Origin of the sequence: Nonomuraea sp. NPDC052129, assembly GCF_040680095.1 — a bacterium.
In the GTDB taxonomy this organism is placed as follows: domain Bacteria; phylum Actinomycetota; class Actinomycetes; order Streptosporangiales; family Streptosporangiaceae; genus Nonomuraea.
In genome coordinates, this window is the sequence record NZ_JBFAVX010000013.1 from 132,996 (window position 1) to 158,883 (window position 25,888).

Annotated in this window: 20 protein-coding genes; 13 read left to right on the top strand and 7 right to left on the bottom strand. The window is 68.7% G+C overall.

Going from position 1 to position 25,888, the window contains the following annotated elements:
* Positions 1-45: 45 nt before the first annotated feature.
* Positions 46-2,973, bottom strand: coding sequence for a glycoside hydrolase family 48 protein (locus tag AB0L53_RS27715; protein ID WP_363999516.1), 2,928 nt, complete (start codon positions 2,971-2,973; stop codon positions 46-48).
* A gap of 273 nt (positions 2,974-3,246) precedes the next feature.
* On the opposite strand from AB0L53_RS27715, the gene AB0L53_RS27720 reads away from it, so the two are divergent.
* A complete protein-coding gene (locus AB0L53_RS27720; RefSeq protein WP_363999519.1) occupies positions 3,247-5,595 on the top strand; it encodes a glycoside hydrolase family 6 protein in 2,349 nt (782 codons plus the stop codon).
* Between the two features lie 243 nt (positions 5,596-5,838).
* On the opposite strand, the gene AB0L53_RS27725 is transcribed toward AB0L53_RS27720, so the two are convergent.
* Positions 5,839-6,471: a PRC-barrel domain-containing protein gene (locus AB0L53_RS27725; RefSeq protein ID WP_363999835.1), complete on the bottom strand. Its 633-nt coding sequence runs from the start codon at positions 6,469-6,471 to the stop codon at positions 5,839-5,841.
* Positions 6,472-6,777: 306 nt separating this feature from the next.
* On the opposite strand from AB0L53_RS27725, the gene AB0L53_RS27730 reads away from it, so the two are divergent.
* A complete protein-coding gene (locus tag AB0L53_RS27730) occupies positions 6,778-7,149 on the top strand; it encodes an STAS domain-containing protein (protein ID WP_363999522.1) in 372 nt (123 codons plus the stop codon).
* Between the two features lie 24 nt (positions 7,150-7,173).
* Here the strand turns inward: AB0L53_RS27730 and AB0L53_RS27735 are convergent, their stop codons facing one another.
* Both AB0L53_RS27735 and AB0L53_RS27740 read right to left on the bottom strand, forming a co-directional pair.
* The gene (locus AB0L53_RS27735) at positions 7,174-8,001 is read right to left on the bottom strand and encodes a hypothetical protein (RefSeq protein ID WP_363999525.1); all 828 of its coding nucleotides are present in this window, start codon (positions 7,999-8,001) and stop codon (positions 7,174-7,176) included.
* A gap of 138 nt (positions 8,002-8,139) precedes the next feature.
* The gene (locus AB0L53_RS27740; RefSeq protein WP_363999528.1) at positions 8,140-8,619 is read right to left on the bottom strand and encodes an ATP-binding protein; all 480 of its coding nucleotides are present in this window, start codon (positions 8,617-8,619) and stop codon (positions 8,140-8,142) included.
* Between the two features lie 293 nt (positions 8,620-8,912).
* Here AB0L53_RS27740 and AB0L53_RS27745 point away from each other — a divergent pair, with 293 nt between their 5' ends.
* The 5 genes from AB0L53_RS27745 to AB0L53_RS27765 are packed head-to-tail and all read left to right on the top strand — an operon-like array spanning position 8,913 to position 15,953.
* Complete coding sequence (locus AB0L53_RS27745; protein ID WP_363999531.1) at positions 8,913-9,962, top strand: polyprenyl synthetase family protein; 1,050 nt, start codon at positions 8,913-8,915, stop codon at positions 9,960-9,962.
* 11 nt (positions 9,963-9,973) lie between these two features.
* Positions 9,974-10,915, top strand: coding sequence for a 4-hydroxy-3-methylbut-2-enyl diphosphate reductase (locus tag AB0L53_RS27750; RefSeq protein ID WP_363999534.1), 942 nt, complete (start codon positions 9,974-9,976; stop codon positions 10,913-10,915).
* 28 nt (positions 10,916-10,943) lie between these two features.
* On the top strand, positions 10,944-12,341 hold the full coding sequence (locus AB0L53_RS27755; RefSeq protein ID WP_363999536.1) for a family 2B encapsulin nanocompartment shell protein: 1,398 nt from the start codon (positions 10,944-10,946) through the stop codon (positions 12,339-12,341).
* 43 nt (positions 12,342-12,384) lie between these two features.
* The gene (locus tag AB0L53_RS27760; RefSeq protein WP_363999539.1) at positions 12,385-13,767 is read left to right on the top strand and encodes a family 2B encapsulin nanocompartment shell protein; all 1,383 of its coding nucleotides are present in this window, start codon (positions 12,385-12,387) and stop codon (positions 13,765-13,767) included.
* Complete coding sequence (locus tag AB0L53_RS27765; protein ID WP_363999542.1) at positions 13,767-15,953, top strand: germacradienol/geosmin synthase; 2,187 nt, start codon at positions 13,767-13,769, stop codon at positions 15,951-15,953. Before AB0L53_RS27760 ends, AB0L53_RS27765 begins: the two co-directional genes overlap by 1 nt.
* Before the next feature lie 50 nt (positions 15,954-16,003).
* On the opposite strand, the gene AB0L53_RS27770 is transcribed toward AB0L53_RS27765, so the two are convergent.
* Positions 16,004-16,339, bottom strand: a complete 336-nt coding sequence (locus AB0L53_RS27770; protein ID WP_363999545.1) for an STAS domain-containing protein — start codon at positions 16,337-16,339, stop codon at positions 16,004-16,006.
* A 574-nt stretch (positions 16,340-16,913) separates the two neighbouring features.
* Between AB0L53_RS27770 and AB0L53_RS27775 the strand changes: the two genes are divergently transcribed.
* On the top strand, positions 16,914-17,717 hold the full coding sequence (locus AB0L53_RS27775) for a C40 family peptidase (protein WP_363999548.1): 804 nt from the start codon (positions 16,914-16,916) through the stop codon (positions 17,715-17,717).
* A 253-nt stretch (positions 17,718-17,970) separates the two neighbouring features.
* Here AB0L53_RS27775 and AB0L53_RS27780 read toward each other — a convergent pair whose 3' ends face one another.
* Positions 17,971-18,207 carry a hypothetical protein gene (locus tag AB0L53_RS27780; RefSeq protein WP_357938886.1) on the bottom strand — a complete coding sequence of 79 codons (237 nt, stop codon included), beginning with the start codon at positions 18,205-18,207 and terminating at the stop codon, positions 17,971-17,973.
* Between the two features lie 404 nt (positions 18,208-18,611).
* Here AB0L53_RS27780 and AB0L53_RS27785 point away from each other — a divergent pair, with 404 nt between their 5' ends.
* The 4 genes from AB0L53_RS27785 (at position 18,612) to AB0L53_RS27800 (ending at position 21,507) form a co-directional block, all read left to right on the top strand.
* The gene (locus AB0L53_RS27785; RefSeq protein ID WP_363999551.1) at positions 18,612-19,100 is read left to right on the top strand and encodes a hypothetical protein; all 489 of its coding nucleotides are present in this window, start codon (positions 18,612-18,614) and stop codon (positions 19,098-19,100) included.
* A 110-nt stretch (positions 19,101-19,210) separates the two neighbouring features.
* Positions 19,211-19,519 carry a hypothetical protein gene (locus tag AB0L53_RS27790; protein ID WP_363999554.1) on the top strand — a complete coding sequence of 103 codons (309 nt, stop codon included), beginning with the start codon at positions 19,211-19,213 and terminating at the stop codon, positions 19,517-19,519.
* A gap of 132 nt (positions 19,520-19,651) precedes the next feature.
* Positions 19,652-20,992, top strand: a complete 1,341-nt coding sequence (locus tag AB0L53_RS27795; RefSeq protein WP_363999557.1) for an NERD domain-containing protein kinase family protein — start codon at positions 19,652-19,654, stop codon at positions 20,990-20,992.
* Positions 20,989-21,507 carry a GNAT family protein gene (locus AB0L53_RS27800; RefSeq protein ID WP_363999560.1) on the top strand — a complete coding sequence of 173 codons (519 nt, stop codon included), beginning with the start codon at positions 20,989-20,991 and terminating at the stop codon, positions 21,505-21,507. The genes AB0L53_RS27795 and AB0L53_RS27800 overlap by 4 nt, the downstream gene beginning before the upstream one ends.
* On the opposite strand, the gene AB0L53_RS27805 is transcribed toward AB0L53_RS27800, so the two are convergent.
* A complete protein-coding gene (locus AB0L53_RS27805) occupies positions 21,504-24,140 on the bottom strand; it encodes a BTAD domain-containing putative transcriptional regulator (RefSeq protein ID WP_363999563.1) in 2,637 nt (878 codons plus the stop codon). The two genes, AB0L53_RS27800 and AB0L53_RS27805, sit on opposite strands and share 4 nt — an antisense overlap.
* 268 nt (positions 24,141-24,408) lie before the next feature.
* On the opposite strand from AB0L53_RS27805, the gene AB0L53_RS27810 reads away from it, so the two are divergent.
* On the top strand, positions 24,409-25,833 hold the full coding sequence (locus tag AB0L53_RS27810; protein WP_363999565.1) for an N-acetylmuramoyl-L-alanine amidase: 1,425 nt from the start codon (positions 24,409-24,411) through the stop codon (positions 25,831-25,833).
* The last annotated feature ends 55 nt before the right edge of the window (positions 25,834-25,888 follow it).

Genomic DNA, 25,888 nt, shown 5'->3' on the forward strand with positions numbered 1-25,888 from the left:
CGACGTGGCAGGACGCGGCGGGGCGGGGCGATCATGCGGGACGGATCAGGGGAAGAGCCGTCCGTACTCGGCCAGGGCGACGGCTACGTCCACCTGCGCCCAGAACCGGTGATAGTTGAAGACCGGCGCCGGGCCCGTGCCCTTGAGGAAGGCGTCGACCCTCGCGTAGTCGGGGTCGTTCTTGTAGAAGGACCTGATCGACAGGAACGTCGAGCTGGAGTTGATCGGGTCGCCGTTCGGCATGGTGCCGCTCCAGCCCGGCGGGACGTACACCGGGTCGCCGACGCGCTTGTAGTCCGTCTTGGTCTCCGGCACCGACACGCCCTTGGCGTCGCGGTACTTCCAGACGCCGTCGAGCAGCGCCTTGACCGTGGTCCTGGCCGCCGTGTGGTTGGCCTTGGCGGCGTAGTACATCAGGGCCTTGGCGTAGGCGCCGGTGACGCCGACGTCCTGTGTGTAGTCCACGATCGACACGTGCAGGCCGGGGTTGGCGGCGGGCATGCCGCTCGTGGAGCTGAAGTCGCTCGCGGGCTGGCCGGTCCAGTGCAGCGTGGACGGGATCTGGTAGCTGCCGTCCGCGTTGACCGTGGTGTTGGCCAGCGCCCAGGTGACCCACTTGTCGAGCAGCGTCTTGGCGCTGGCGTTGCCGGTGGCGTAGTAGTACTCGGCCACCCGCTCCATCGTCCACGCCTGGAAGCCGAACCACTGGTTGGACGGCGGGTCGTGGTAGACGGGCTGCCAGTCATAGGTCATGCCGAAGAACTTGGGCAGACCGGCCGGCGGCGTCCCGTAGTGGCCTTCCCAGCTGTTGGTCGCGCCACCGGCGATCGCGCCTTCGGCCGACTGCAGCCAGGTGTAGAACTGCAGTTGCCGGGTCAGGCTGGTGCTCCAGTCGGTGGCGCCGGTCGAGCTCTTGGGCTTGAGCTCGGCGACGTTCGCCAGGGCCCAGGCGGCCAGCGGGTTCTGGTAGCCGGAGTGGTTGTGGCTGGAGCCGATCCGCCAGGCCCAGCCGGCGTTGGCGTCGGTCGCGCCGCCCCAGGCGTAATACCAGGACAGCAGGTAGTTGGAGGCGTCCTTGCCGGTGCCCGCCGCGCAGGACGGGCTGGTGCAGCCGGGCTTCTTGAAGTACTTGTCGTACATCGCGTACCGCAGGTAGTCGCCCATCTTCGCGGCCTTGGCGACCGACCCCGAGATCTGCGACTCCTTGCCCTGTGCCTTGGCCCAGGTCTGCGCCCAGTACGCCGCCTGCACGGCTCGCGCGTCGGCGTCGGGGGCGTTGGTGTACTTCCACTGCTTGGCGTACGAACTGTCCTTGACGAACAGGTCGAGATAGCCATTGGGCCCGCCGTGCTTGAACTGGTCGCAGGACGGCTGCGGGATCGTCTCGAAGACCGACTCCTCGGGGCCGCGCTGGTAGGTGTTGATGTAGGCGGGCTTGGTGGTGCCGTCGCCGCAGCGACCGAAGCCGTAGGTGTTGTCGACGTCCAGCAGCCAGTGCATGCCGTAGATGTCGCTGGTGCCGTACGCGCTCTTCAGCTCGTTGGCGATCGGGTCGCTGCCCACGCTCACGCTGGTGTCCAGCGGTGACGGGTAGTTGTTGATCGAGGTGGACTCGGGGATGTACGTGGCCGGCTTCGACGGGGTGTAGAAGGAGTTGGTCGGCTGGTCGGCCGTGGCCGGGATGATGTACTTCTCCATCGTCGCCCAGGCGGTGTTGAACTTGGCCCAGTCACCGGTGATCTGCCCGTAGACCGCCTCCAGCCACAGGTAGTAGCTGAACGCCTCCGACGTGGTCTCGTGCCCCTGGTCGGGCGCCTCGACCATGAAGGTCTCCAGCGAGTGGTAGGGCACGCCCTCGGGCGAGAAGTAGCCGTTGGCGGGGTCGTGCAGCTCGTTGTAGAGCTCGGTGAACCGCCTGACGTACTCGTTGTCGCCACCCGGCAGGTCGTCGTCGGCCTCGGTGGCGGTGACCGCGATCGGGCTGTAGCCGCTGGCGCTCACCGTGAAGGTCGCCGAGCCGGCGGTCGTGTCGGTGTCGTCGGCGGCGGCCAGGGTGACGTTCTGCGCGGTGTTCCAGTTGGCGGTGGTGAAGGTCAGGCTGCCGCCCGAGCTGACCGTGAGGTCGGTGTCACCGCTGGTCCGCGCGGTGGCGACGGTCACATTGCCGGTGGGTGCCCGCGACAGCCGGACGCCGAACGCCGCGGTGCCCTTCTCCGGCACGGCCAGGCTCGTCGGGCTCACCACGAGCGCCGGCGTGTTGTCGGCCGTCACGGTGATCCCGACGGGCGAGGAGGTGGTGGTGGCGCCGAGGTTGTCGGTGGCCCTGGCGGTGATCGAGTAGCTGCCCGCGGGCACGTTCGGCCAGCTGTAGGCGTACGGGGCGACGGTGTCGCTGTTCAGCAGCGTGGTGCCCTGGTAGAAGTCGACCTTGGCGATCGTGCCGTCGGAGTCCGCCGCGGTCGCGGCGATCGGCACCGTGGCGGGCGCCGCGAACGTCTGCCCGGCGCTCGGCGAGGTCAGCGCCACGGTCGGCGGCTTGTTGACGCCGGCGCCCCCGCAGGTGACGCCGTTGACGGTGAAGGCGGTGGGCTTCGGATTGCTGCCGGTGAAGGTGCCGTTGAAGCCGATGTTGGTGGAGGCGCCGGTGGCCAGGTTGCCGTTCCAGTCGAGACTCTTGGCGGTGACGGCCTGGTTGTTCTGCGCCCAGGTGGCGCTCCAGCCCTGGCTGAGCTTCTGCGTGGTCGTGGGGAAGCTGAAGCCGAGCGTCCAGCCGTTGATCGGGTCGCCGGTGTTCTTGATGGTGACGCTGGCGGTGAAGCCACCGCTCCAGTCATTGGTGGTGTACGTCACCTCGCAGGCGACGGCCGCGCTGGCGGGCGTGGCCGTCAGCGCGGTGGTCGCCCCGGCTATGAGGACAAGCGCAAAAGCCGGGGCGAGCCGCCTTCTCAGGCGCGCGAGCATTGTGTACGACACGAGGTCTCCATGGGAGTAGTGGGTGGGAGCGCTCCCAAAATGGATTGTGGGTGGCCATATGGAGATGTCAACGGAATGCCGTCCCGGTAACCCGCATATTTCCTCTCACCTGGCTGCGTGGCATGAAAGTTTCATGGACGTTCCGCGACATTCGGCGAGCATGCCGGGTCGGCGGCGCAGCCGCTCTTCACCGCACCCTGTACACACCCGTGAGCACGGCTCAGTATGGGAGCGCTCCCACACGTCAGCTCTAGCTCCTGGAGATGATTGCTCGTGAAACTCCACCGCGGCCTGCGCAGATGGGCCGTGACCGCGACCGCCGCCTGCCTGGCGACCTTAGGGCTCGTCGCCGGCCAGACCACGGCCGCACAGGCCGCGGTCGCCTGTGACGTCTCCTACACCCCCAACACGTGGACGACGAGTCCAGGGCAGGGCGGCTTCACCGCGAACATCACACTCAAGAACCTCGGTGACCCCCTCACCGCATGGACGCTGGCCTTCGACTTCCCCACAGCCGGACAGAAGTACGTCCCTAGCGGCTGGGGCGCCAACTGGAGCCAGACCGCGACTCGCGTCACCGGGCAGAACCTGTCGTACAACGGCAACCTGGCCACCGGCGCCTCGACCAACATCGGCTTCAACGGCACGTGGAGCGGCAGCAACCCGAACCCCGCCTCCTTCTCCGTCAACAACGTGACCTGTGGCGGCGGCAATCCGACGACGCCCTCGGTCGTCACCTCCGCGAGCTCGGTGTCCGTCAACGAGGGCGGCACGGCGACCTTCACCGCCAAGCTGTCGGCCGCGCCCACCGCCAACGTGACCGTCGCCACCACCCGGACCAGCGGCGACACGGACCTGACCGTGAGCTCCGGCGGCTCGCTCACCTTCACCCCGAGCAACTGGAACACCGCCCAGACCGTGACCCTCGCGGCGGCCCAGGACTCCGACACCACCAACGGCGCGGCGGCCTTCAGCGTCGGCGGAACCGGCGTCACCGCCGCCACCGTCAACGCCACCGAGGTCGACGACGACACCACGCAGACGCAGTCGCTGGTCGTGACCCCGACCGCGGTGACCGTGCCCGAAGGCGGCAGTGCCACCTACACGGTCAAGCCGGCCATCCAGCCGTCGGCGAACCTGACCGTCACCTCCACGGCCGGCAGCGGCGACGCCGACCTCACCGTGACATCGGGCGGCTCGCTCACCTTCACCTCCGCCAACTGGAACACCGCCCAGACCGTGACCGTGGGCGCGGCCCAGGACTCCGACACCACCAACGGCACGCGTACCTTCACCGTCGCCTCCAGCGGTCTGACCAGCCGGACGGTCACCGCCACCGAGGCCGATGACGACGGCACACCGCCCGCCGGGCACGTCGACAACCCGTACGCGGGCGCCACCGGCTACGTCAACCCCAACTGGAAGGCCAAGGCCGCGGCCGAGCCGGGCGGTGCCGCGGTGGCCAACACCTCCACCGCCGTGTGGCTGGACCGCATCGCCGCCATCGCCGGCACCTCGTCGGTCATGGGCCTGCGGGCGCACCTGGACGCGGCCGTCACGCAGGACGCCGCCAACGGCTCCGCGCCGCTGACCGTCCAGTTCGTCATCTACGACCTGCCCAACCGCGACTGCTCGGCGTTGGCCTCCAACGGCGAACTGCTCATCGCGGAGAACGGGCTCAACCGCTACAAGACCGAGTACATCGACCCGATCGCCGCCATCATGAGCGACTCGAAGTACGCGAACCTGCGCATCGTCACGATCATCGAGCCCGACTCGCTGCCCAACCTGATCACCAACCTGAACTTCCCCAAGTGCGCCGAGGCCAACTCCACCGGCGCCTACGTCCAGGGCGTCCAGTACGCGCTGAACAAGCTGCACGTGATGTCGAACGTCTACACCTACATCGACGCCGCCCACCACGCGTGGCTCGGCTGGGACTCGAACTTCAACCCGTCGGTCAACCTCTTCTACTCCACCGCCGCCGGTGCCGCCGCCGGAGTGGACAGCGTGGACGGATTCATCGTCAACACCGCGAACACCTCCGCGACCAAGGAGCTGTACTTCACCATCAACTCCACGGTGAACGGCACCTCGGTCCGGCAGTCCAAGTGGGTCGACTGGAATTGGTACGTGGACGAGACGTCCTTCGCCCAGGCCCTGCGTACCGCGCTGATCGGCAAGGGCTTCAAGTCGGGGCTCGGCATGCTGATCGACACCTCGCGCAACGGCTGGGGCGGCAGCGCCCGGCCGAGCGGCCCGAGCACCTCGACGGACCTCAACACCTTCGTCGACCAGTCACGCATCGACCGGCGCATCCACGCCGGCAACTGGTGCAACCAGAGCGGCGCAGGCCTTGGCGCGCGGCCGACCGCCAACCCCGAGTCCGGGCTGGACGCCTACGTGTGGGTCAAGCCGCCCGGCGAGTCGGACGGCGCCAGCACGGATATCCCGAACGACGAGGGCAAGAAGTTCGACCGGATGTGCGACCCCACCTACACCGGTAACGACCTCAACGGCCACAACCTGACGGGCGCGCTGCCCAACGCGCCACTGTCCGGCCAGTGGTTCTCCGCCCAGTTCCGCCAACTGCTCCAGAACGCCTACCCGCCCGTCTCCTGACGAGCACCTGCCCGAACGCCAACCTGTCCGTCTCCTGACGAGCACCTGCCCGAACGCCAACCTGTCCGTCTCTTGACGGCCGCTCGTCCGCCGGTCCCCTGACGAACGCCTGCCCGTCCGTCGCCCGGCGGCCATGACGAAGGCCCAGGCCGATTCTTCGGCCTGGGCCTTCGCTCAACCTCCCGCTCAACCGCCCGCTCACTGTGCGGCTGTCGCCTTGGTGCGCTTTCGCCCGCGTCACCGTCAGGGGGGCGGAACGTCCTCGTCCTGCTCGTTCGTGTAGTCGCCGCTGTCGAGCGGCATGCGATCCGGCTCACGCCGCTCCGCCTCGAACCGCTCACCGCGGTTCTGGCCGACCGCCTCCGGCCGCTTCTTCCCGCGGAGGCTGCGCAGGTAGTCGACGGGGCTCGTCGCCGTCTGGTCCCCTTCGAGCGGCACGTTCTCCTCGGCGACCTCGACCTCCACGTACTTGTAGATGTGTACGTGGGGCGTCTCCTCGCCCTCGTCGCGCGTCTCGTGACCACCGAACCCCGTGCCGGGCTCGGCCGTGCGCTGCGACGGCACGCCCGTGGGCCGGATGCCGTAGTGCCGGTAGAGCCTGGCCTCTTCCTCCAGCGAGAGGCGGCCGTCGACGTCGATGTTGGGCGCGTCCTTGATGGTGTCCTTGTCGAAGGGAACGCGGATCTCCTCTCCCGACCGGCGGGCGTTCATCAACGGGACGAATGTCTGCCTCATCCCGAAAAGCCCCGTGCGCACGGTCACCCACTCGGGCTCGCCCGTGCTGTCGTTGAGATAGACCTGCCCCACCTTTCCGATCTCCTCGCCGTCCGCACCGATGACGCGGCTGCCGAGCAGGCTGCGGATCTCTGTTTGCATGGCCACGGCGATCCCCCCGAGTCTCGTCCGTCTGCCCGGCGGGCGCACCGACCGGGCTCAAAGTGAACGAATACCCCCAAAACTCGCAAAACCACACCTTCTACGCGAGGTTTGGGTCCACCTTGGGTACTGCTTTGGACGGATAAATAGCTAAACAGCGGGCGAATTACTGTTCGGAGAAAGGGCGGCATTCAGTCGTCAGTAAGGCGATATCCCGCCACGAAACGACTATCGTGCAGGCATGGCGAGCTATCCCCCTATGCAGCCGGGTCTGGTCGCTGCCATGCATGGCCAGTGGACCGCCCCATGTCCTGGCTGACCTACGCCTGCCAGCACCTGCCCGGCGCGACGGTGATCGCCGTCGGCGGCGAGCTGGACGCCACGAACGAGGGCAGGCTCGACGCCTTCATCCGGGAGTGCCGCCAGCGGCCCGGCGACCACCTCGTGTTCGACCTCGCGGAGGTGCACTTCATGGACAGCGCGGGGCTCCGGCTGCTGCTCAGCACCTATACCTTCTCCCGGCAGCACGGTGGCAGCGTCCGTCTGGCGGCGCTGCAACCCATGCCGGCCCGGATCGTCGAGGTGACCCGGATAGGCGAGCACCTGCCGGTCCACAGCACGCTCCAGGACGCTCTCACCGCGGCCCTCACGGGCAACGGCGGCTCCGGGGCGGCCTGAAGCCTGCCCCGGCGGCCGGATGGGTCAGCTCTTCTTGGGCTTGGCCGCCTCCTCGTCCTTGACCAGGTTCCCGCAGGTGTAGCCCGGCTCCCGCTCGGGATCGAGGCGGATGTCCCCCAGGTTCGTCGACTCGGCCGGCCGCCGGAAGGTGGTCATGTAGTCGCAGTCGTAGAAGACGTACGTGCCGTCGCTCTCGCCGAGCAGCATGAGGTCGCGCCCGTCGTACAGCGGCTTGTCGTCACCGTCCTTCACCACCACCCACTGGTCCTGGAACCCCACCATGTTCAGCAGGTCATTGGCCTGCCCGGTGTTACGCACGTCCCCCGCGCCCATGACCAGCCCGACGAGCAGGACCATGCCCAGCCCGATGCCGGTGAGAGCGCCCACGAGCACCTTCATCCCGGCCCGCCCGACCGGCTTGCGGCGTAGCAGCCGGAACGGCACCACGAACGCCAGGATCCCGAGCACCAGGGCGCCCAGCACGTGCAACGGCGAGATCTCCAGGGTGAACAGATAGGAGGTGCTGAGATAGGTCACCCCGCACCAGGCGGCGGCGATGACCGCCGCGATCCATGGCCGCCGCCTGACGGCCTGGACGAGCCGGTTGACCGCGCCGCGCGTCACCTTGTCGAGCAGCCACCCCACCGCCACCAAGGCCCCGATAACGGGCAGCAGGATGAGCAGGAGCATGATCAGCGTGCCCATGAGCCGCCCGAGCAGGACGGACTGGTCGATCCCCGCCTGTTCGGGATTGATGTCGAAGACCCAGTACATCTGCTGAATGCCCAGGTACAGCATCGCGTACAACCCGACGCCCACCGGGACCACCACGGAGCCGATGAGCTCCAGCATCCCCACGACACTGCCGGACGCCTCCTCCTCCGGCGGGAGAGGAGGGATATCAGTTTGCTCCTGAGAGAGCTGTTGCGTAGTCACAGAGGATGACCATGCAGTGACATGGTTGAATTTTGGTTGATATCGGATAAACAGTTACGCCCGAAAACCGTGGTGCTGCTTCTTCCCGTTCCCGGCCGCCACCCTGATCCGCCTGATCGGCGCGCGCTGCAGCGCGACGTGGGCCAGGCGCGGCAGCCACATCGTGAGCCGGACCGTGGTGCCCTTGGGGCCGGTGTGGAAGCTGGCGCCGTCGCACAGGGTGCGGATGAGGTAGATGCCCCGGCCGGTGGGCGCGATGTCGGGCGGCCGCCGGTGCTCGTCGACGTACTCGTCGGGGATGCCCGAGCCCTCGTCGATGGTCTCCGAGCGGAGCATCCGGTCGCCCGTCCACAGCGTGAAGTGCCCGCGCCCGCCGCCGTGCTCCACGGCGTTGATGATGCTCTCGTGCACGGCGAGGATGTAGTCCTCCAGCCGCGCGCCGCTCAGCCCACAGCCCGCCGCCCGCTCCGCCACGGACTGGCGTAGCCCGGTCACTTCATCGAGGGTGAAGGACTGGGCCAGCAGGGTGCGCATGACAGGCTCCTCATCTCCGCCGGGCGTATGACCACGTCGAATGACAACCCTTCGCCCTGCCCGCCACTGCGCGCGTTACACCGTCAACAGGCATTCGTCCAGGAAACAACCCCGGTTACCCCGTGGCGAGCATCAGCGGCGATCTTGGTTTCCGGGGTCGGCAAATCCACCCGATGAGTGGGCGGATCGGGCACCTCCCGTCGTTCCGAGAGCCAGCAAAAAGGCACTTTACACTCTCCGTATTGGATGAGTAACTATTGGTGGCGGACGCTTTACAGAAGGAGCCCTGCAGCATGGCGGTCGGCGGATGGCAAGACCCCGTGGGACCTCGCATCGACAAGCGCCTCAATGTATTCCTGGACGACTGGCGCGCGCCTGTGTCCGATCCGGACGTGGCGGCGGCGTACGAGCTGCTGACGAGCTTCATCCTCAGCGGCGGCAAGCGGATCCGCCCGCAGCTGTGCTACTGGGGGTGGCGGGGAGCCGGCGGCGACGACTGCGACGAGATCATCAGTGCGGCGGCGGCGCTTGAGCTCTGCCACGCCGGGCTGCTCATCCACGACGACATCATGGACGGCAGCGACATGCGGCGGGGCCGCTCGACGATCCACCGCAGCCTGGCCGACCTGCACGAGGGGCCGGGCGCCGAGGCGTTCGGCCAGGCGGGCGGGATCCTGCTCGGCGCGCTCAGCCTGGCCTGGTCGGACGCGCTGTTGTCGTCGTGCGGTGTGGAGCCGGCCCGGCTGCACGGCGCCCACCACGTGTTCGACGCCATGCGTACCGAGGTCATCAGCGGCCAATATCTCGACGTCCTCGGCCAGCTGCGAGCGGGGGCCACGGTGTCTGCGGCGCTGACGGTGATCCGCTACAAGACCGCCAAGTACACCGTCGAGCGCCCCCTGCAGATCGGCGGCGCCCTGGCCGGCGCGGATCCCGCCCTGCTCGACTCCTACTCGCGCTTCGGCGTGCCGATCGGCGAGGCGTTCCAGCTGCGCGACGACGTGCTCGGCACGTTCGGCTCCTCGGCCGACACCGGCAAGTCGGCACTCGACGACATGCGCGAGGGCAAGAACACCGTCCTGATCGCGCACGCCCTAAGACGGGCGACGCCCGCGCAGCTGTCCCACCTGCGCAGTTGGCACGGCAACCAGGAGCTGACGGAGGAGCGGGCGGCGGAGCTGCGCGGGATCCTGCTCGACACCGGCGCGCTGGCCGAGGTCGAGGGCATGATCGACCAGCGGGTGCGCGAGGCCGCCAAGGCGCTGGAGGCGGCGCCCATCACTTCCGAGGCACGCGACGCGCTGACCGTGCTGGCCGGCCAGCTCGCGCACCGGGACCGGTAGGAGCGAACATCATGGGACGAGTACTTCTGGCGGCTCCGCGCGGCTATTGCGCGGGTGTGGAACGTGCCATCGACACCGTCGAGGAGACCCTCAGACGCTACGGACCGCCCGTCTACGTGCGCAAACAGATCGTGCACAACACCTACGTGGTCGACGACCTCAGCGGCCGGGGCGCGATCTTCGTCGACGACCTCGACGAGGTCCCTGAGGGCGCCCTGGTCGTCTTCTCGGCCCACGGCGTCTCGCCCGCGATCAAGCACGAGGCGGCCGGTCGAGGTCTGCGCACGATCGACGCGACCTGCCCGCTTGTCACCAAGGTGCACAGAGAGGCCGTACGCCTGGCCGAGTCGGGCTACGAGATCGTGCTCATCGGCCACGCGGAGCACGAGGAGGTGGAGGGCACCGTCGGCGAGGCGCCCGACCGCATCCACGTGGTCGATCCGGCCCGGCCCGACGAGCTGACGGGCGCCGGCTCGGCCAGGATGAGCTGGCTGTCGCAGACCACGCTGGCGGTCGAGGAGACCATGGACGCCGTCGCCCGGCTGCGCGAGCGCTTCCCCCAGCTCATCGACCCGCCGAGCGACGACATCTGCTACGCCAGCCAGAACCGCCAGGAGGCGATCACCAGGATCGCCGCCCAGTGCGACCTGGTCATCGTCGTCGGCTCCGCCAACTCCTCCAACTCGCGGCGCCTCGTCGAGGTGGCCGTGAACGCCGGCGCGCGGGCGGCCCACCTGGTCGACCGGGCCGGCGACGCCGACGAGCGCTGGCTCGACGGCGTACGGACCGTCGGCGTGACCTCGGGCGCCTCGGTCCCAGAAGAGCTGGTCAGCCAATTGCTGGCCTGGCTCGCCGCCCGCGGCTACGCCGACGTGGAGCCGGTGACGCTGACCGAGGAGACCCTCAAGTTCTCCCTTCCACCCGAACTCCGAGCCACTCAAAACCCCGGCTAGCAAACCCTCTAAAGATTGGTGGTGCACGATGACCGAAACGACCGAGTCGACCGAGGCCAACGGCCAGCAGCTCAGCCTCAGCACCGATGCCGCCAAGAACCTGGCGACGACCACGAAGACCGCCCCGCAGATGCAGGAGATCACCTCCCGCTGGCTGCTCAAGCTGTTGCCGTGGGTGCAGACCTCCGGTGGCGTCTTCCGGGTCAACCGCCGGCTGACCTACACCCTGGGCGACGGTCGCATCACGTTCACCACCAGTGGCGCGGACGTGCGCGTCATCCCGGCGGAGCTCACCGAGCTGCATCAGCTGCGCGGCTTCAGCGATGGCGAGGTCCTGCAGTCGCTCGCCGACGGGTTCAGCCAGCGCGAGTACGAGTCGGGCGAGGAGATCGTCCGTGAGGGCACTCCCCTCGACCAGCTGGTCCTGATCGCCCATGGCCGGGTGGCCAAGACCGGCCGTGGCGCGTACGACGACGAGCAGAACCTCGGGGTACTGGCCGACGGCGACCATTTCGGCGAGGAGTTGCTGGGCGACCCGGGCCAGTGGGCGTTCTCGGCGACGGCCAAGACCGCCTGTACCGTGCTCACGCTCTCGCGGCAGAACCTGCAGGCGGTCCTCGACCGGTCCCCCGCGCTCCGCGCCCACCTGCGTAGCACTCGGGACGCCGAAGGACGGTCCCAGAACGCCTACGGCGAGGCGGCGATCGAGCTGGCCGCCGGCCACAACGGCGAGCCTGTGCTGCCTGGCACGTTCGTCGACTACGAACTCAGCCCGCGGGAGTACGAACTGAGCGTCGCCCAGACCGTCCTACGGGTGCACAGCAGGGTCTCCGACCTGTACAACCAGCCGATGAACCAGCTCGACCAGCAGCTCCGGCTGACCGTCGAGGCACTACGCGAACGCCAGGAACACGAGCTGATCAACAGCCGCGAGTTCGGGCTGCTGCACAACGCCGATTTCAGCCAGCGCATCCGCACCCGCGGCGGCGCTCCCACGCCCGACGATCTCGACGACCTGCTGTCCACGGTCTGGAAGGAGCCCGCCTTCTTCCTCGCGCACCCGCAGGCCATCGCGGCCATCGGCAGGGAGTGCAGCAAGCGCGGCATTTACCCGCAGGCCAGTGAGGTCAATGGGCACCGCATCCCGGCCTGGCGCGGGGTGCCGATCTTCCCGTGCAACAAGATCCCGATCACCGGCGCCCGGACGACCTCCATCCTGCTCATGCGCACCGGGCACGAGAACCAGGGCGTTGTCGGCCTGCACCAGACCGGCATCCCCGACGAATACCAGCCCAGCTTGTCGGTGCGTTTCATGAACATCAATGAGAAAGCCGTCATCTCCTACCTGGTCACTGCCTACTTCTCCGCTGCCGTACTCGTTCCCGACGCACTCGGCATTCTCGAAGACGTCGCACTCGGCAGCTGAGCGCGGATCGGTTCACCCGGCCCAATGATTGGCGGTGTTTCGGTTGACGGAATTGGATCAGCGGGACTCAAGGCAGAGCCTGGGCACGGAGGCGGCACGCCGGCTCGCCACCACGACCAAGACTGCCCCGCAGATGCGGGAGATCTCTTCACGCTGGCTGCTGCGGGCGCTTCCGTGGGTACAAACCGCAGCCGGCACCTACCGGGTGAACCGCCGGCTCACCTATCAGGTCGGCGGCGGCCGGGTCAGCTTCGCCCGCGCGGGCGCTGTGACGCGGGTGATCCCGCCCAGCCTGACCGAGCTGCCGCTGCTGCACGGGTTCGACGGCGACCCGCTGCTCGACACCCTGGCCGGGGAGTTCGAGCAGCGGGAATACGCGCGGGGCGAGACGATCGTGCAGGAGGGCCGCCCGGCCGACGCCCTCCTGCTCCTCGCGCACGGCAAAGCCGACAAGCTGCAGACCGGCCCGTACGGCACCAGCGTCCTGCGGGAGACGCTCGCGGACGGCGATCACACGGGCCACGACCTCCCCGAGCGGGAGGATCGGTGGGCGTACACACTCAGGGCCGCCACCACCTGCACGGTGCTGGTCCTGCCCTGGGCGGTGTTCCGCGCGCTGACGGCGGTCTCGCCGACGTTGCGGGCGCAGATCGAGGCGCATCGGGACCGGCGGGCCCGGCCGCAGAACAAGCACGGCGAGGCGGCGATCGAGCTGGCCGCCGGACACACCGGCGAGCCCGTACTGCCCGGCACGTTCGTCGACTACGAACTCAGCCCCCGCGAGTACGAACTGAGCCTCGCCCAGACCGTCCTACGGGTGCACAGCAGGGTCTCCGACCTGTACAACCAGCCGATGAACCAGCTCGACCAGCAACTCCGGCTGAGCATCGAGGCACTACGCGAACGCCAGGAGTACGAGCTGGTCACCAACCGGGACTTCGGGCTGCTGCACAACGTCGATGCCCGGCAGCGGATCTCCACGTATGGCGGCCCGCCTACGCCCGACGATCTCGACGAACTGCTCAGCCGCAGGAAGAAGACCCGTTATTACCTGGCCCATCCCCGCGCCATCGCCGCCTTCGGCCGGCAGTGCAACACGCGCGGGGTCTACCCCGACACCGTCCAGCTCGACGGCAGCAGGCTGACGGCCTGGCGCGGGGTGCCGATCCTGCCCTGCGACAAGATCCCGATCAGCCCGGAGGGCACCACCTCGATCTTCGCGTTCAGGACCGGCGAGGAGGACTCGGGCGTCGTCGGCCTGCACCAGACCGGCATTCCGGATGAGTACCAGCCGGGGCTCAGCGTCCGCCTGGCCGGCATCGACGGGAAGGGGATCATGTCGTACCTGGTCAGTGCCTATTACTCGGCCGCGGTCCTGCTGCCCGACGCGCTGGGCATGCTCGAGAACGTCGAGGTGATGGGCTGATGACGCGTTCCGTGGATGGGGAGGCGGCCCAGCCATTCGAGCTGCCGGACTTCTATCTTCCGTATCCGGCCCGCCTCAACCCGCACGTCGAGGAGGCGCGGGCGCAGTCCAGGCAGTGGGCGCGCGGCATGGGCATGCTGGAGGGCTCGGGCATCTGGGACCAGGCCGACCTCGACGCCCACGACTACGCCCTGCTGTGCGGCTACACCCATCCCGACTGCGACGGCGCCGAGCTCTCGCTGATCACCGACTGGTACGTCTGGGTCTTCTTCTTCGACGACCACTTCCTGGAGGCCTTCAAGCGCGGCCACGACCGTGAGGGCGGCAAGCGCTACCTGGACCGGCTGCCCGCCTTCATGCCGATGGACCTGTCGTGCGCGACGCCGGAGCCGACCAACCCGGTCGAGGCGGGGCTGGCCGACCTGTGGGCCCGTACGGTCCCCGCCAGATCGCTCGCCTGGCGGGAGCGCTTCGCCGAGAGCACCCGCAACCTCCTGAACGAGTCGCTCTGGGAGCTGTCCAACATCAACGCGGGCCGGGTGCCCAATCCGATCGAGTACATCGAGATGCGGCGCAAGGTCGGCGGAGCGCCATGGTCGGCCGGGCTGGTCGAACACGCCGTGGGTGCCGAGGCCCCGGCGCGCGTCGCCGGCTCCCGGCCGATGCGGGTGCTGCGCGACGCCTTCGCCGACGCGGTGCACCTGCGTAACGACCTGTTCTCCTACCAGCGGGAGACCCAGGACGAGGGCGAGCTGAGCAACGGCGTCCTCGTGCTGGAGAAGTTCCTCGGCTGCACCACGCAGGAGGCCGCCGACGCGGTCAACGACCTGCTCACCTCGCGGCTGCAGCAGTTCGAGCACACCGTGTTCACCGAGCTGGGCCCGCTCTTCGTCGAGCAGGGCCTGGACCCGCTCTCCTGCGCGGGCGTGCTGGCCTACGTCAAGGGGCTGCAGGACTGGCAGTCGGGCGGCCACGAATGGCACATGGCCTCCAGCCGCTACATGAACGAGCGCGCGACCCGCAGACCGCTGGGCACGACCTCGATCGTCGACCTGCTCGGCGCGAAGCGGATCCGCAGCTTCACCCACGTCCCGCACACGCCCGTCGGCCCGTCGCGGATCCCCGACCTCTACATGCCGTTCGAGGTCAACGGCTCGCCCCACCTGGAGGCCGCCCGCCTGAACCTGGTCGCCTGGGCACGCGCGATGGGGATACTCGAAGCGCAGCCGGGCGTCACCGGCTCGGCCGTCTGGGACGAGCAGAAGCTCGTCGACTACGACCTGGCGCTGTGCGCCTCCGGGCTCCATCCCGACGGGACCCTGGAGGAGCTGGACCTGGCCTCGGCCTGGCTCGCGTGGGGGACGTACGGTGACGACTACTTCCCCGTCGTCTTCGGCCGATCCCGCAACCTGGCCGCCGCCCGCGCCACCGTCGACCGGTTCGGCGCCTTCATGCCGCTCGACGGCTCGGCTCCCCCGGCTCCGATTACCGCTCTGGAGCGGGGCCTGTCCGATCTCTGGATCCGTACGGCGGGGCCGATGAGCACGAACGCGCGGCGCAGGTTCCGCGCGGCCATCGAGGACATGTGCGCGTCCTGGCTCTGGGAGCTGGACAACCAGCTGCTGAACCGGGTGCCCGACCCCGTCGATTACATCGAGATGCGGCGGCTGACCTTCGGCTCCGACCTGACCATGACCTTGTGCCGCCTGGCCCGCGAGAAGGAGATCCCGGAGCAGGTCCATCGGGCCGGGCCGATGATCTCGCTGATGAACGCGGCCTCCGACTACGCAACCCTGCTCAACGATGTCTTCTCGTACCAGAAGGAGATCGAGTTCGAGGGTGAGCTGCACAACGGCGTGCTGGTCGTCCAGAACTTCTTCGACTGTGACTACCCGGTGGCGCTCGGCATCGTCTCCGATCTGATGACGTCCCGGATGAAGGAGTTCGAGCATGTCTTCGCGTACGAGTTCCCGGTCATGTACGACGACCTCCGGCTGGACGGGGAGGCCCGCGCGACCGTCGACGGCTACGTGGCGGAGCTGCGCGACTGGATGGCGGGCATCCTCAGGTGGCATCGCGACTGCCATCGCTATGACGAGGCGTCGCTACGGCGCCACCACCGGCCGCCCGAGTGGCGGCTGGGCGGGCCGACGGGTCTGGGCACCTCGGCGGCGATGATCGTCTGACGCGGGCTTGGGCCGTGTGGGCGGCGTGTTTCGTGTGTGCCGTGCGGGTGTCAGTACCATCCCAGCAGGTTCAGGAGATGTCGCTGGAACGGCGTGAGATTACGCAGGCGTATCCAGCGCTCGGCGGGGTCGAGCATCGGCATGGCCAGCACACGCAGACCCGACAGATCGATGAATGTGAGCTCGCCGATGTCGACGATGATGTGCGTCTCGCCCTCGCGAGCGGCGGCGAGGGTCCGGGCGAGGGCGCAGCTGTTGGTGATGTCGATCTCGCCACGCAGCGCCAGCGCCGGAACCTCGCACCTGGCCCGCTGGGAGATGCGTAGCTGGTCGTCCTCGTACAGCAGGCGCTCCGACGTTTCGGCCGCCTCGCCGTTCACGGTCATCGCACCCCCCCCAATCAGACCTCACGCATGGGGGTTGTCGTCGACACGAACCCGGTCTCACATTACACGAAGTATGTTTCACCACCTGATATGCACGAAAATATGGTCGTATTACAGCGAAGTCATGAACTATCCGGCAGCCGGATCTTCCGCCGCCCGAGACTCGCACCAGCGACCGCGCGACCCGCTGGATCCTCGGGTGGAAGGTCGCGCAGTCGGTCGCGGCCGATCTAGAAGCGCCCGGCGACACAATCACCACGGCGTTGGACCGCCCACCGGGTAAATTGATCAGCCTGTTCGGGCAGCCGAAGAATTGCCGAGAGAATGGCATTTATCAACGCGCTGAACAAATAACCCGCCGACTAATTTCCACCCACCTGCGACTAGCCCTGAAGCGAGCCCCCTATTCAAATTCTTTAGCACTTGATCACCATTCGCACCAAATGTCCGACCAGTCACGATTTATCGACATATCACCGCGTGGACAAACTTCAGCTTATAGCCATATGTAGGCCCCTCCTGGCTAAAGGGCGTTTTATTCCTAAAGGGGATGAGGAACGCTCCTGGAGTGAACGTGAAACGGGCCCTTCTGCTGACGCTCCTGGCATGCGGCTCACTCGCGACGCCGGACTCCGGCACCGCGACGGCCGGCGTCCGGCAGACGTGCGAAAAGGGCGCCGGGCGTTGCCCGCAGGCGGCAGGGACCGACCGCGCGGCAACTGGCGGCGCAGCGACCGGACGCGCGGCAACTGGCGGCGTGGCAGCCGTCGGTGCGGCAGCTGGGGGCGTCGCCGTGCGGGCCGCGCTGGGGATGCTCGGCGTCCCCTATTCGTGGGGCGGCGGCGGGCCCCAGGGCCCCGGCTACGGCATCGGACACGGCAAGAAGACCAAGGGCTTCGACTGCTCGGGCCTCACGGAGTACGCCTGGGCGAGTGCGGGCGTGTCGATCGGCACGACGACGCACGAGCAGTGGCGGTCAGGGGCCAGGGTGCCCAAGGAGCAGGTCGCGCCAGGGGACCTCGTCTTCTACGACAGCAAACCGCGACGCCAGGGACCAGAGCACGTGGGGCTGGCCGTGGACGGCACGCGGATCGTCGACGCTCCGTTCACCGGGGAGGTCGTCCGCCTCGACCCGCTGAACAAGCCGCATTTCATGGGGGTGATCCGTCCCGGAACCGTCCGTCCCGAGACCGCCCGTCCCGACAGCGCACTTCCCAGCAGCGCGCGCTCCACCAGCGGGCCTTACAAGGGCGCACGTTCCGCTAGGCGCGGGCATTCCGGCGGCAGGCGCGGGCACTCCGCCGGGCGCAGGCACTCCGCTAGGGGCGGGCATTCCAGCAACCGGCGGAAGGGGAGTACCTCGCGGCCCGGGTCGTGATCGCGATCGTGACCCGGGCCGCTCGGCGTTCCGTCTCGGTGCGCATCCGAGCGGATTCCGTGGCCTCGCGAGTATCCACGGAGATGGCTCAGGCGGATCGCGCAAGCGTCGATCCGGTGGAAGGTGCGGCCGGCAGCCCTACGGCATGTGCCCGTGGAGCCCTACGGCATGCCGGGCGGCATGTGCCCATTGAGCCGGGCGGCATGTGCCCGTGGAGCCGGGAGCGGACCTTCCCGCCTATGCGGCGATGGTGTCAGCGGTTGTTGTTCAGCAGGTGAAGGTTGACGTCCTGCAGGTTCGCGGTCGTCGGAATGTTGGTGTACTTGGCCGCGTCGCTCACCCCGGTGAGGTTGTCCAGGGTGCTGAGCTGGCTCAGCAAGGACGGGGCGCCGATGTAGGGGTTCGGGCCGACGTCGGCCGAAGCCGCAGAGACGCAGAAGCCGAGAGCGGCGCCCGCGATGGCTGCACCAGCGAGAATGCGACGGATCATGTTTGTTTCCTCCGTTTGATGGGCGCGGAAATTCCCGGCGCCTTAGTCGTTTTGTGCAGGGCTGTGAAGGTGCCGCCAATAACAATCGCGGCAGCCGATCGATGTCGCAACCCAAAAACGCCTGCTCGCGGTCAAGGAGGCGCCTCGTTTTCTTGGCATTCGACTTTCCGAGCCCACCGGCCGGCTAACTGCATATGCGCTTGCGTCGTACACGGCTAAACGAGTTTCATTTATCCGCGCATCGAGAATGATTGGCTTATCGCGCGGGCCGGTTTAGCAAGGATCACCCCGGGCTTGGCACCACTACACCGAACGATGTAGCGCGAGCGCCGCCCGTTGGGGGACGTCCGGGACGAATCCACCGATCAGGATGGGCCGGAGTCCGCGAATCCGGAGGTCGAACCGTGGTCGGGATAGCAAATCGGGCCATACGGCCGCGCGTACGCAAGGGCGTGCTCGTCGTTCACGTCATCGCCTCGGTCGCGCTGCTCGGCGAGGTGTGGGGGCTCGTCGTGCTGAACACCGTGGCCACGGTGACGGACGATCTCGGGCTCGCCCACGCGGCCTACCGGCTGATGCCGAGCCTGGTGTTCGCGGGCGGCATCCCGCTCAGCCTCACCGCGCTGACCACCGGCATCACACTTGGCCTGACCAGTCACTGGGGACTGGTCCGCCACTACTGGGTGCTGGCCAAGCTGGTGCTTCTGGTGTCGGTCATCTGCCTGGGGATGTTCCTGTTCGACCCCGAGGGGATGGCCGCCGCGACCGAGGGCGCGACGCGGCCTGTCGAGGGCCGTCAGTGGGGGCAGGTCGCGGTACTGGGCGGCCAGCTGGTCATGCTGCTAACCGTTACCACGCTGTCTGTGCTCAAGCCGCGGGGACGAATGCGATAAGGCCGCGCCCACAGCGGCAGGACAGGTCCGATAAGTCCGCGCCAAAGCTGCGGTAGCGGGTGCATACGTCCGTGCCAAAGCCGCGGTGGCAGGTGCGATAGGAAATGGCCATGAATGATGATCTGCCGGAACTCGTGCGGGCGGCCCATGAGCGGGTGCTGGCCGGGCTGGGCGCCTTCGACCTGATCTTCGCCGACGCGGGTGCGGGCAAGCAGGTGGGGCTCGAACGGACGATCGCCGCGCTCAACCCCCGTGGCGTGCTGCTGGTGGACGACATGGTGCCCTACCCCGGGGTGACCTGGGAGGAGGAGTTCGTCCGCAGGCAGGAGGGTGTGCGGCAGACTCTGCTGAACCACGATCGGCTGGTCGCGGTCGAGCTGGCGCACGGCTCCGGCGTCATCCTTGCGACGGCCCGCTGAACCATCCCAGAACGGCGGTTCGCTCAGTCGCTCCAGGGAGGAACTCGCGAGCCTTGCGGGCGAACGGCTCGAGGTCGCCGCCCAGGTCCTACAGGTCGGCGCCGGGCAGGACGAACGTGGGAGGATTAGCCCATGGCAGAGATCGTCGGAGGGGGACGTCCGGTCAACGACGCCGAGCGTCGGGTGATCTCATTCCTGCGCGACCACGCACCCGCCGACTGGCTGTTGCTGCACAACGTCGAGCTCCCGCGCGGCGACGACGTCTTCGAGGTGGACCTGCTCGTGCTGACCGGCCACTCGCTGGTCGTCGTCGATGTCAAGGGCACCCGTGGCCGGATCGAGGTGTCGGGCACGCGCTGGTTCCCGCCGCGCCGGGAGGCGTTCGGCTCTCCCGTGACGAAGCTGCGGGGCATCGCGAAGGCGCTGAAGGGGCTGCTGGTCTCCAAGGACACGCGGCTGGAGCGCGTCTACGTCGACAGCCTCGTGGTCCTCACCTCGCCCGACGCCGAGCTCGTCGACCCGGCCGGGCGCGACGCGGTCAACGTCACCACCCTCGACGGGCTGCTGGCCACGCTGAGCGACGTCTCGCGGGTCAGGCGCGGGTGCAGTCACCGCATCAAGCCGTACCTGACCGGGATTCTCGACTCGCTCAACCAGACCGTACGCCGCAGCACCGCGCCGCCCAGGTTCGGCAACTGGGAGGTCGAGGAGCAGCTCGGCGGCGACGCGAAGGTGACCGAATACCGGGCCTTCAACGCGACACTCCCGGGCAGCGAGACCGTGCTGCTCCGGGTCTACCAGGCCGACCCGCTGGCCGACCAGGCGTCGCGGGCGGCCGAGCGGCAACGGATCGCCAACGCCTATCAGACGCTGGCCCGCATCCCGCCGCACCCGTGCGTGGTGCGCTCGCGGGATTTCTTCGCCATCGACGACGAGAGCCGGTTCGTGCTGGTGCTCGACGACGTGCACGGCGAGGCGCTGCACCTGCGCCTGGGCACCGGCGTACGACTCGGCGTGATCCAGGACATGCTGCGCGGCCTGGCCCACGCGCACGCCCACGGCGTCATCCACCGGGCGCTGACCCCGGCCTGCGTGCTGGTGACCGACGGGCACGCGGTGCTGACAGGGTTCGACTACGCCAAGCCGGGGGCGCGCAACTACACGGTCGCCCATGAGCTGGGCAACGTGCTCGACGCCCACTACGTGGCCCCGGAGTGCCACGAGCGGCCCGAGATGATGACGGCCGCCTCCGACGTCTACGCGGCCGGAGTGATCGCCTACCAGCTGCTCACCGGCGAGCTGCCGACCAGCGCCGACACCCAGGGTCCCGACGTTCCCGACGTGGTGCGCCGGATGCTGGACCACTCTCCCGCCAAGCGCCCGAGCGCGGCCGAGTCTCTTGAGGCGCTGGCTGGAATGCCCCAGCGATCCCGTCTCAAACGATTTGTCCGTCGCATAGTGTCTGGATCATGACGAGTGAGCTTCATCCTGTGACCGAGGACGATCTGCCCTTTCTCAACCGGCTGTACAACGATCCGGAGAGCACGGGCCTCCATCAGTGGTACGGCTGGCAGGATCCCCACCGCCTCCGCAGGCGTTGGGAGGACAATGGGATGCTCAGTGGCGACGGCGGCACGCTGCTGATCGCCGAGGGCGACGACCGCGTGGGCTTGGTGTCCTGGAGCAAGCAGATGACCTCCAGCATCTCCTACTGCTGGGATATGGGGCTCATCGTGGCGCCCGAGTTTCGCGGCATGGGTCACGGCACCCGGGCGCAGCGACTCCTGGTGCGCTACCTGTTCGACCATTCGACGGTCAACCGGGTCCAGGCGTCGACCGAGGTGAGCAACCTGGCCGAGCAGCGCGCCCTGGAGAAGGTCGGATTCACCAGGGAGGGCATCCTGCGCGGATGCGCCTTCCGCGCAGGCGAGTGGCACGACGGTGTGCTGTACAGCGTGATCCGCGCGGACCTCGACCCGCGGGGCTAGGCGGGCAGGCTGCGGCGCAGCACGGTGGCGTGGTTGAGATAGTCGAGTGCCAGCCCGGTGCGCCCGGCCGAGTGGTGCACCTCGCCCAGCATCTGCGTGCTCGACGCCTCCCCGCTCCGGTCTCCGAGTGCCTGGAAGATCTCCAGTGACCGCTCAAGCCCCGCGGAGGCCGGTGCCCACTCCCCACGGGCCGCCTGCAGCCCGGCGAGGCTCTGGAGGGCGTACGCGCCGCAGTGCCGGTCTCCGAGCGACTCGAAGATGTCGAGCGCGTGCCGGTGGAAGGACATGGCCTTGTGCAGGTTGCCCATCTGCAGGCAGACGCAGCCCTCGCGGTGGGCGTCGCCGAGCTCCTGAGCCAGCCGCATGGCCTGGCCCAGGGACTCCGACGCCAGGGCCAGGTCGCCCGACTTGAGGCAGACCCGGCCGATAGCCTGCCTGGCGAACGCCTCGCCGTGCGGGTCGTCCGCCGCCAGGAACATGGCCAGGGCGCGCTTGAAATGCCCGAGCGACTGGGCGTGCCGGCCCCTGAACTGGCTCACCGCGCCGAGCCCGCAGATCGAGGTCGCCTCCGCCCGCAGGTCGCCGATGTCGTGGAAGAGCCGCCGGGATCGGGTGAAGTCCTCGACGGCCTCCTCGTACCGGTCCTGGTACAGGGAGACCTGGGCCAGGCCGCGCAGCATGGCGGCCTCTCCGTAGGTGTCGCCGGACGCGCGGGCGGCACCGAGGGCGACGGTGTGGGTACGCTCCCACGTGTCGAGATGGCAGTGCAGGTCCAAGTAGGGGACCATCGCGGCGGCCAGCCCCCAGGCCGACTCGGCCAGCCCGGCCTCCGCGGCGACGCTCACGGCCCCGACCAGCGTCTCGTGCTCGGCCTCGAACCACCCCAGCGGGTCGGAGGTCAGGCGGTCGAGCGTCTGCTCGGGCAGCCGCCAGCGCGGCGCCCTGGCGGCGGTGAGGCTGAAGACGGTGGTGGGCAGCCGGGCCATGGCGTGCTCGGTGGTCGCGGTCCAGGCGGCGAGCACCCTGGTCAGGCCGGTACGGTCGGAGCCGCGTTCGAGCGCGTGGCGGCGGATCAGATCGGGCACCCGGTAGCGCGGCTGGCCCACCGGGTCGGTGCCGACCAGTTCCAGCAGGTTGACGTCCACCAGCAGGTCGGTGACGTCGTCGGCGCGGTGCCTGTCGAGTGCGGCGTCGATCACCCAGCCGGGCTGGGCCACGGCGCCCAGGAGGCCGAGCGTGCCCAGCGTACGGGCGGCATCGTCAGGTAGGTGGCGGAAACTGCGGTCGAGGCAGACCCGCACCTCTTTCAGCTCGCTCAGCCGGTCGTCGTCCAGCCGCTGCCTGAGCACCGAGAGTGACCAGCCCGGTCGGCCCGCCAGGCGCGATCCGGCGCTGCGCACGGCCACCGGCAGGCGCCCGCACGCCTCCACGATCGCCAGGGCCGCCTCATGCTCGCGGGACACCCTATCCATGCCGATGATCCTGCCGAGTAGCGTCAGCGCGTCGTGCGCGGACAGCTCTCCGAGGTCGACCTGGATCGAGCCGGGTAACTCCGTGATCCGGCGCCGACTGGTCACGATGACGGCGCAGTCGTTCCCGGGCAGCAGCGGCCGTACCTGGGCGGCGTCGAGCGCGTCGTCGAGCAGTACGAGCATCGGCCGCTTGGACAGCAGCGACCGGAACAGCGCCGAACGCTCGTGGATCGTCGGCGGCGTCTCCACGCCGAGCGCTCGAAGCGCCTCAGCCAGCAGGTCGGCCGGCTCCCTGCCGTCGAGTTCGAGGTAGAGCTGCCCGCCGGGGTAGGCGTCGCGCAGGCCGTGGGCGGCGTGTACGGCCAGCGCCGACTTCCCGGCCCCCGGCGAACCGGAGACGACCGCGATGGAGAAGGGCCTGGCCAGGAGGGCCAGCTCGTCGGCCCGGCCGGTGAAGTCGGGCAGATCCGGCGGCAGCTGCCGGGGCGCGACCGGCGGGGCCTCGTCGGCCAGGATCGACTCGTGGGCGCGCCGCAGGTCCGCGCCCGGCTCCACGCCGAGCTCGTCCACCAGCTGGGCGCGGATCGTGGCGTAGGCCCGCAGCGCCTCGGCCTTGCGGCCGGCCCGGTTCAGTGCCAGGACGAGACGGCTCCACAGGTCTTCCCGGTAGGGGTGCTCCACCAGCAGTCCGCGCAGCTGGGTGATCGCCCCGGCGTGGTCGCCCCTCTCGATCCGCTGGCCGATCAGCTCTTCGGCGGCGCGCAGCCGTACCTCGTTGAGCGGTTCGAGGCGGCGGTCCCAGAGCGGGCTGCCCGGCAGGTCGGCCAGCGGCGCCCCGCGCCAGAGCGCGAGCGCGTCGGCGAACCGCGCCTGCGCGACCAGCTCCTCGAACGCCAGCAGGTCAAGGGCGCCGTCCGGTACGTCGATGGCGTAGCCGGAGCCGTCGCCGCGCAGGTACTCGGCACCGAGGTCCGTCCGTAAGGAGCTGACATACGTGCGTAAGTTCGCCTGTGCGGAGCGTGGCGGGCGATCGGGCCAGAGCACCTCGACCAGCTGGTCGGCGCCGACGATACGGCCGCTGTCCAGCAACAACGTGGCTAGCAGGATCCTCGGCTTCTTGCCGGAGATCCGTACGGACCGTCCCGACGATCGGACTTCCAACGGCCCAAGAACATGAAAGGTGACCGACATGGTGCATCAGCTCCTCTTTAGAGGCCTGACCACCTTTTGTATCGGTTCTGGACGATTCTTGTGCGGCGAATGCCGACCCTAGTCCCACAGATCCCATTCGAAAGGATCACAACTCCGGCAACTTCGCCTCCTACGCGGGCCCGGTGACCGCCGCGGCGGCCGGCGAGTGCGTCAAGTGGGGCGGCAAAGCCGGCGTCAGCGCATAGAACAGTCCCTCCGAGCATTGCGGGTCCTGATCATGATGAAGAAGCTCCTGTTGGCCGGTGTGCTCATCGTGGGCGCCCAGCAGGCGGCCCTGGTAGGCACCGCCCAGGCGACCTCCGCGCAGGCGACCGCCGTCACCCTCTCGGCCGCCTTCGACAAGGCCGCCGCCACCTACGAGGTGCCGCGTGACCTGCTGGTCGCGCTCGGCTACGCCGAGACGCACCTCGACGGCCACGACGGCGAGCCCAGCGCCAGCGGCGGCTACGGCGTGATGCACCTGGTCAGCAACCCCACCACGAAGGCGCTGGAGGACGCGGCCAAGATCACGTCCCAGACCGCGGCGAAGCTCAAGACCGACGACGCGGCCAACGTGCTCGGTGGCGCCGCCGTACTGCGCGCCAAGGCCGACAAGCTCGGCCTGACCGCGGCCGAGCGCAAGGACCCCGCCAAGTGGTACGAGGCGGTCGCCGCGTACGGCGGCGCGGCCAACGCGAGCACCGCCCGGATCTACGCCGACGCCGTCTACGAGGTGCTGGCCAACGGCGTCAACACCGCCGGCGTGAAGGCCACCGCGAAGGTCGTGGAGCCGGACCGCGGCAAGTACGACAACGCGGACCCGCGCACGCTCGCGGCCACCACCGACTATCCAGGGGCTCTCTGGGCCGCCGCCAGTTCGTCGAACTACGCCGTGTCCAACCGGCCGACCGACGAGAAGATCGACCGGATCATCATCCACGTGACCCAGGGCTCGTACGCGGGCACGATCTCGTGGTTCCAGAACTCCGCCGCCAAGGTGTCGGCCCACTACGTGGTGCGCTCCTCCGACGGGCAGATCACGCAGATGGTGCGTGAGAAGAACCGCGCCTTCCACGCCGGTGTCAGCTCCTACAACCACCGCTCGGTCGGCATCGAGCACGAGGGCTTCATCAACGACGCCTCGTGGTTCACCGACCAGATGTATCGCTCGTCGGCCGCGCTGACCAGGAACATCGCCGACCGGTACGGCATTCCGAAGGACCGCAGCCACATCATCGGCCACGTCGAGGTGCCCGGCTCGGACCACACCGACCCCGGTTCGCACTGGGACTGGAACAAGTACATGAGCTACGTCGGCGGCGGCTCCGGCGGCGGCACCAACCCGTACACGGCGGAGAAGGTCTGCGGCACCGGCTACAAGGTGATCGACTCGCAGGCCCTCGGCACCTCGGGCACGGTCTACCTGCTCTACAACAGCACCAACGCCAACAACTGCGTCGCCACGCTGAAGAAGACCTCGCTCGGCAAGGCCAGCGCGACCAGCGCGTTCCTTCAGGTGACCGGCAAGGCGAAGGTCAGCGACTCGGGCAGCTTCACCTACTACGCGGGTCCCGTCAGGGCGGCCGCGGAGGACAAGTGCGTGAAGTGGGGCGGCTCGGTCGGCACGGCGACCTACGAAAGCCCTTCCGAGCACTGCGGCTGATCCCCCTCGGCTGAAGTGCGACGGCCCTGACATCCCCTCCGGTGTCAGGGCCGTT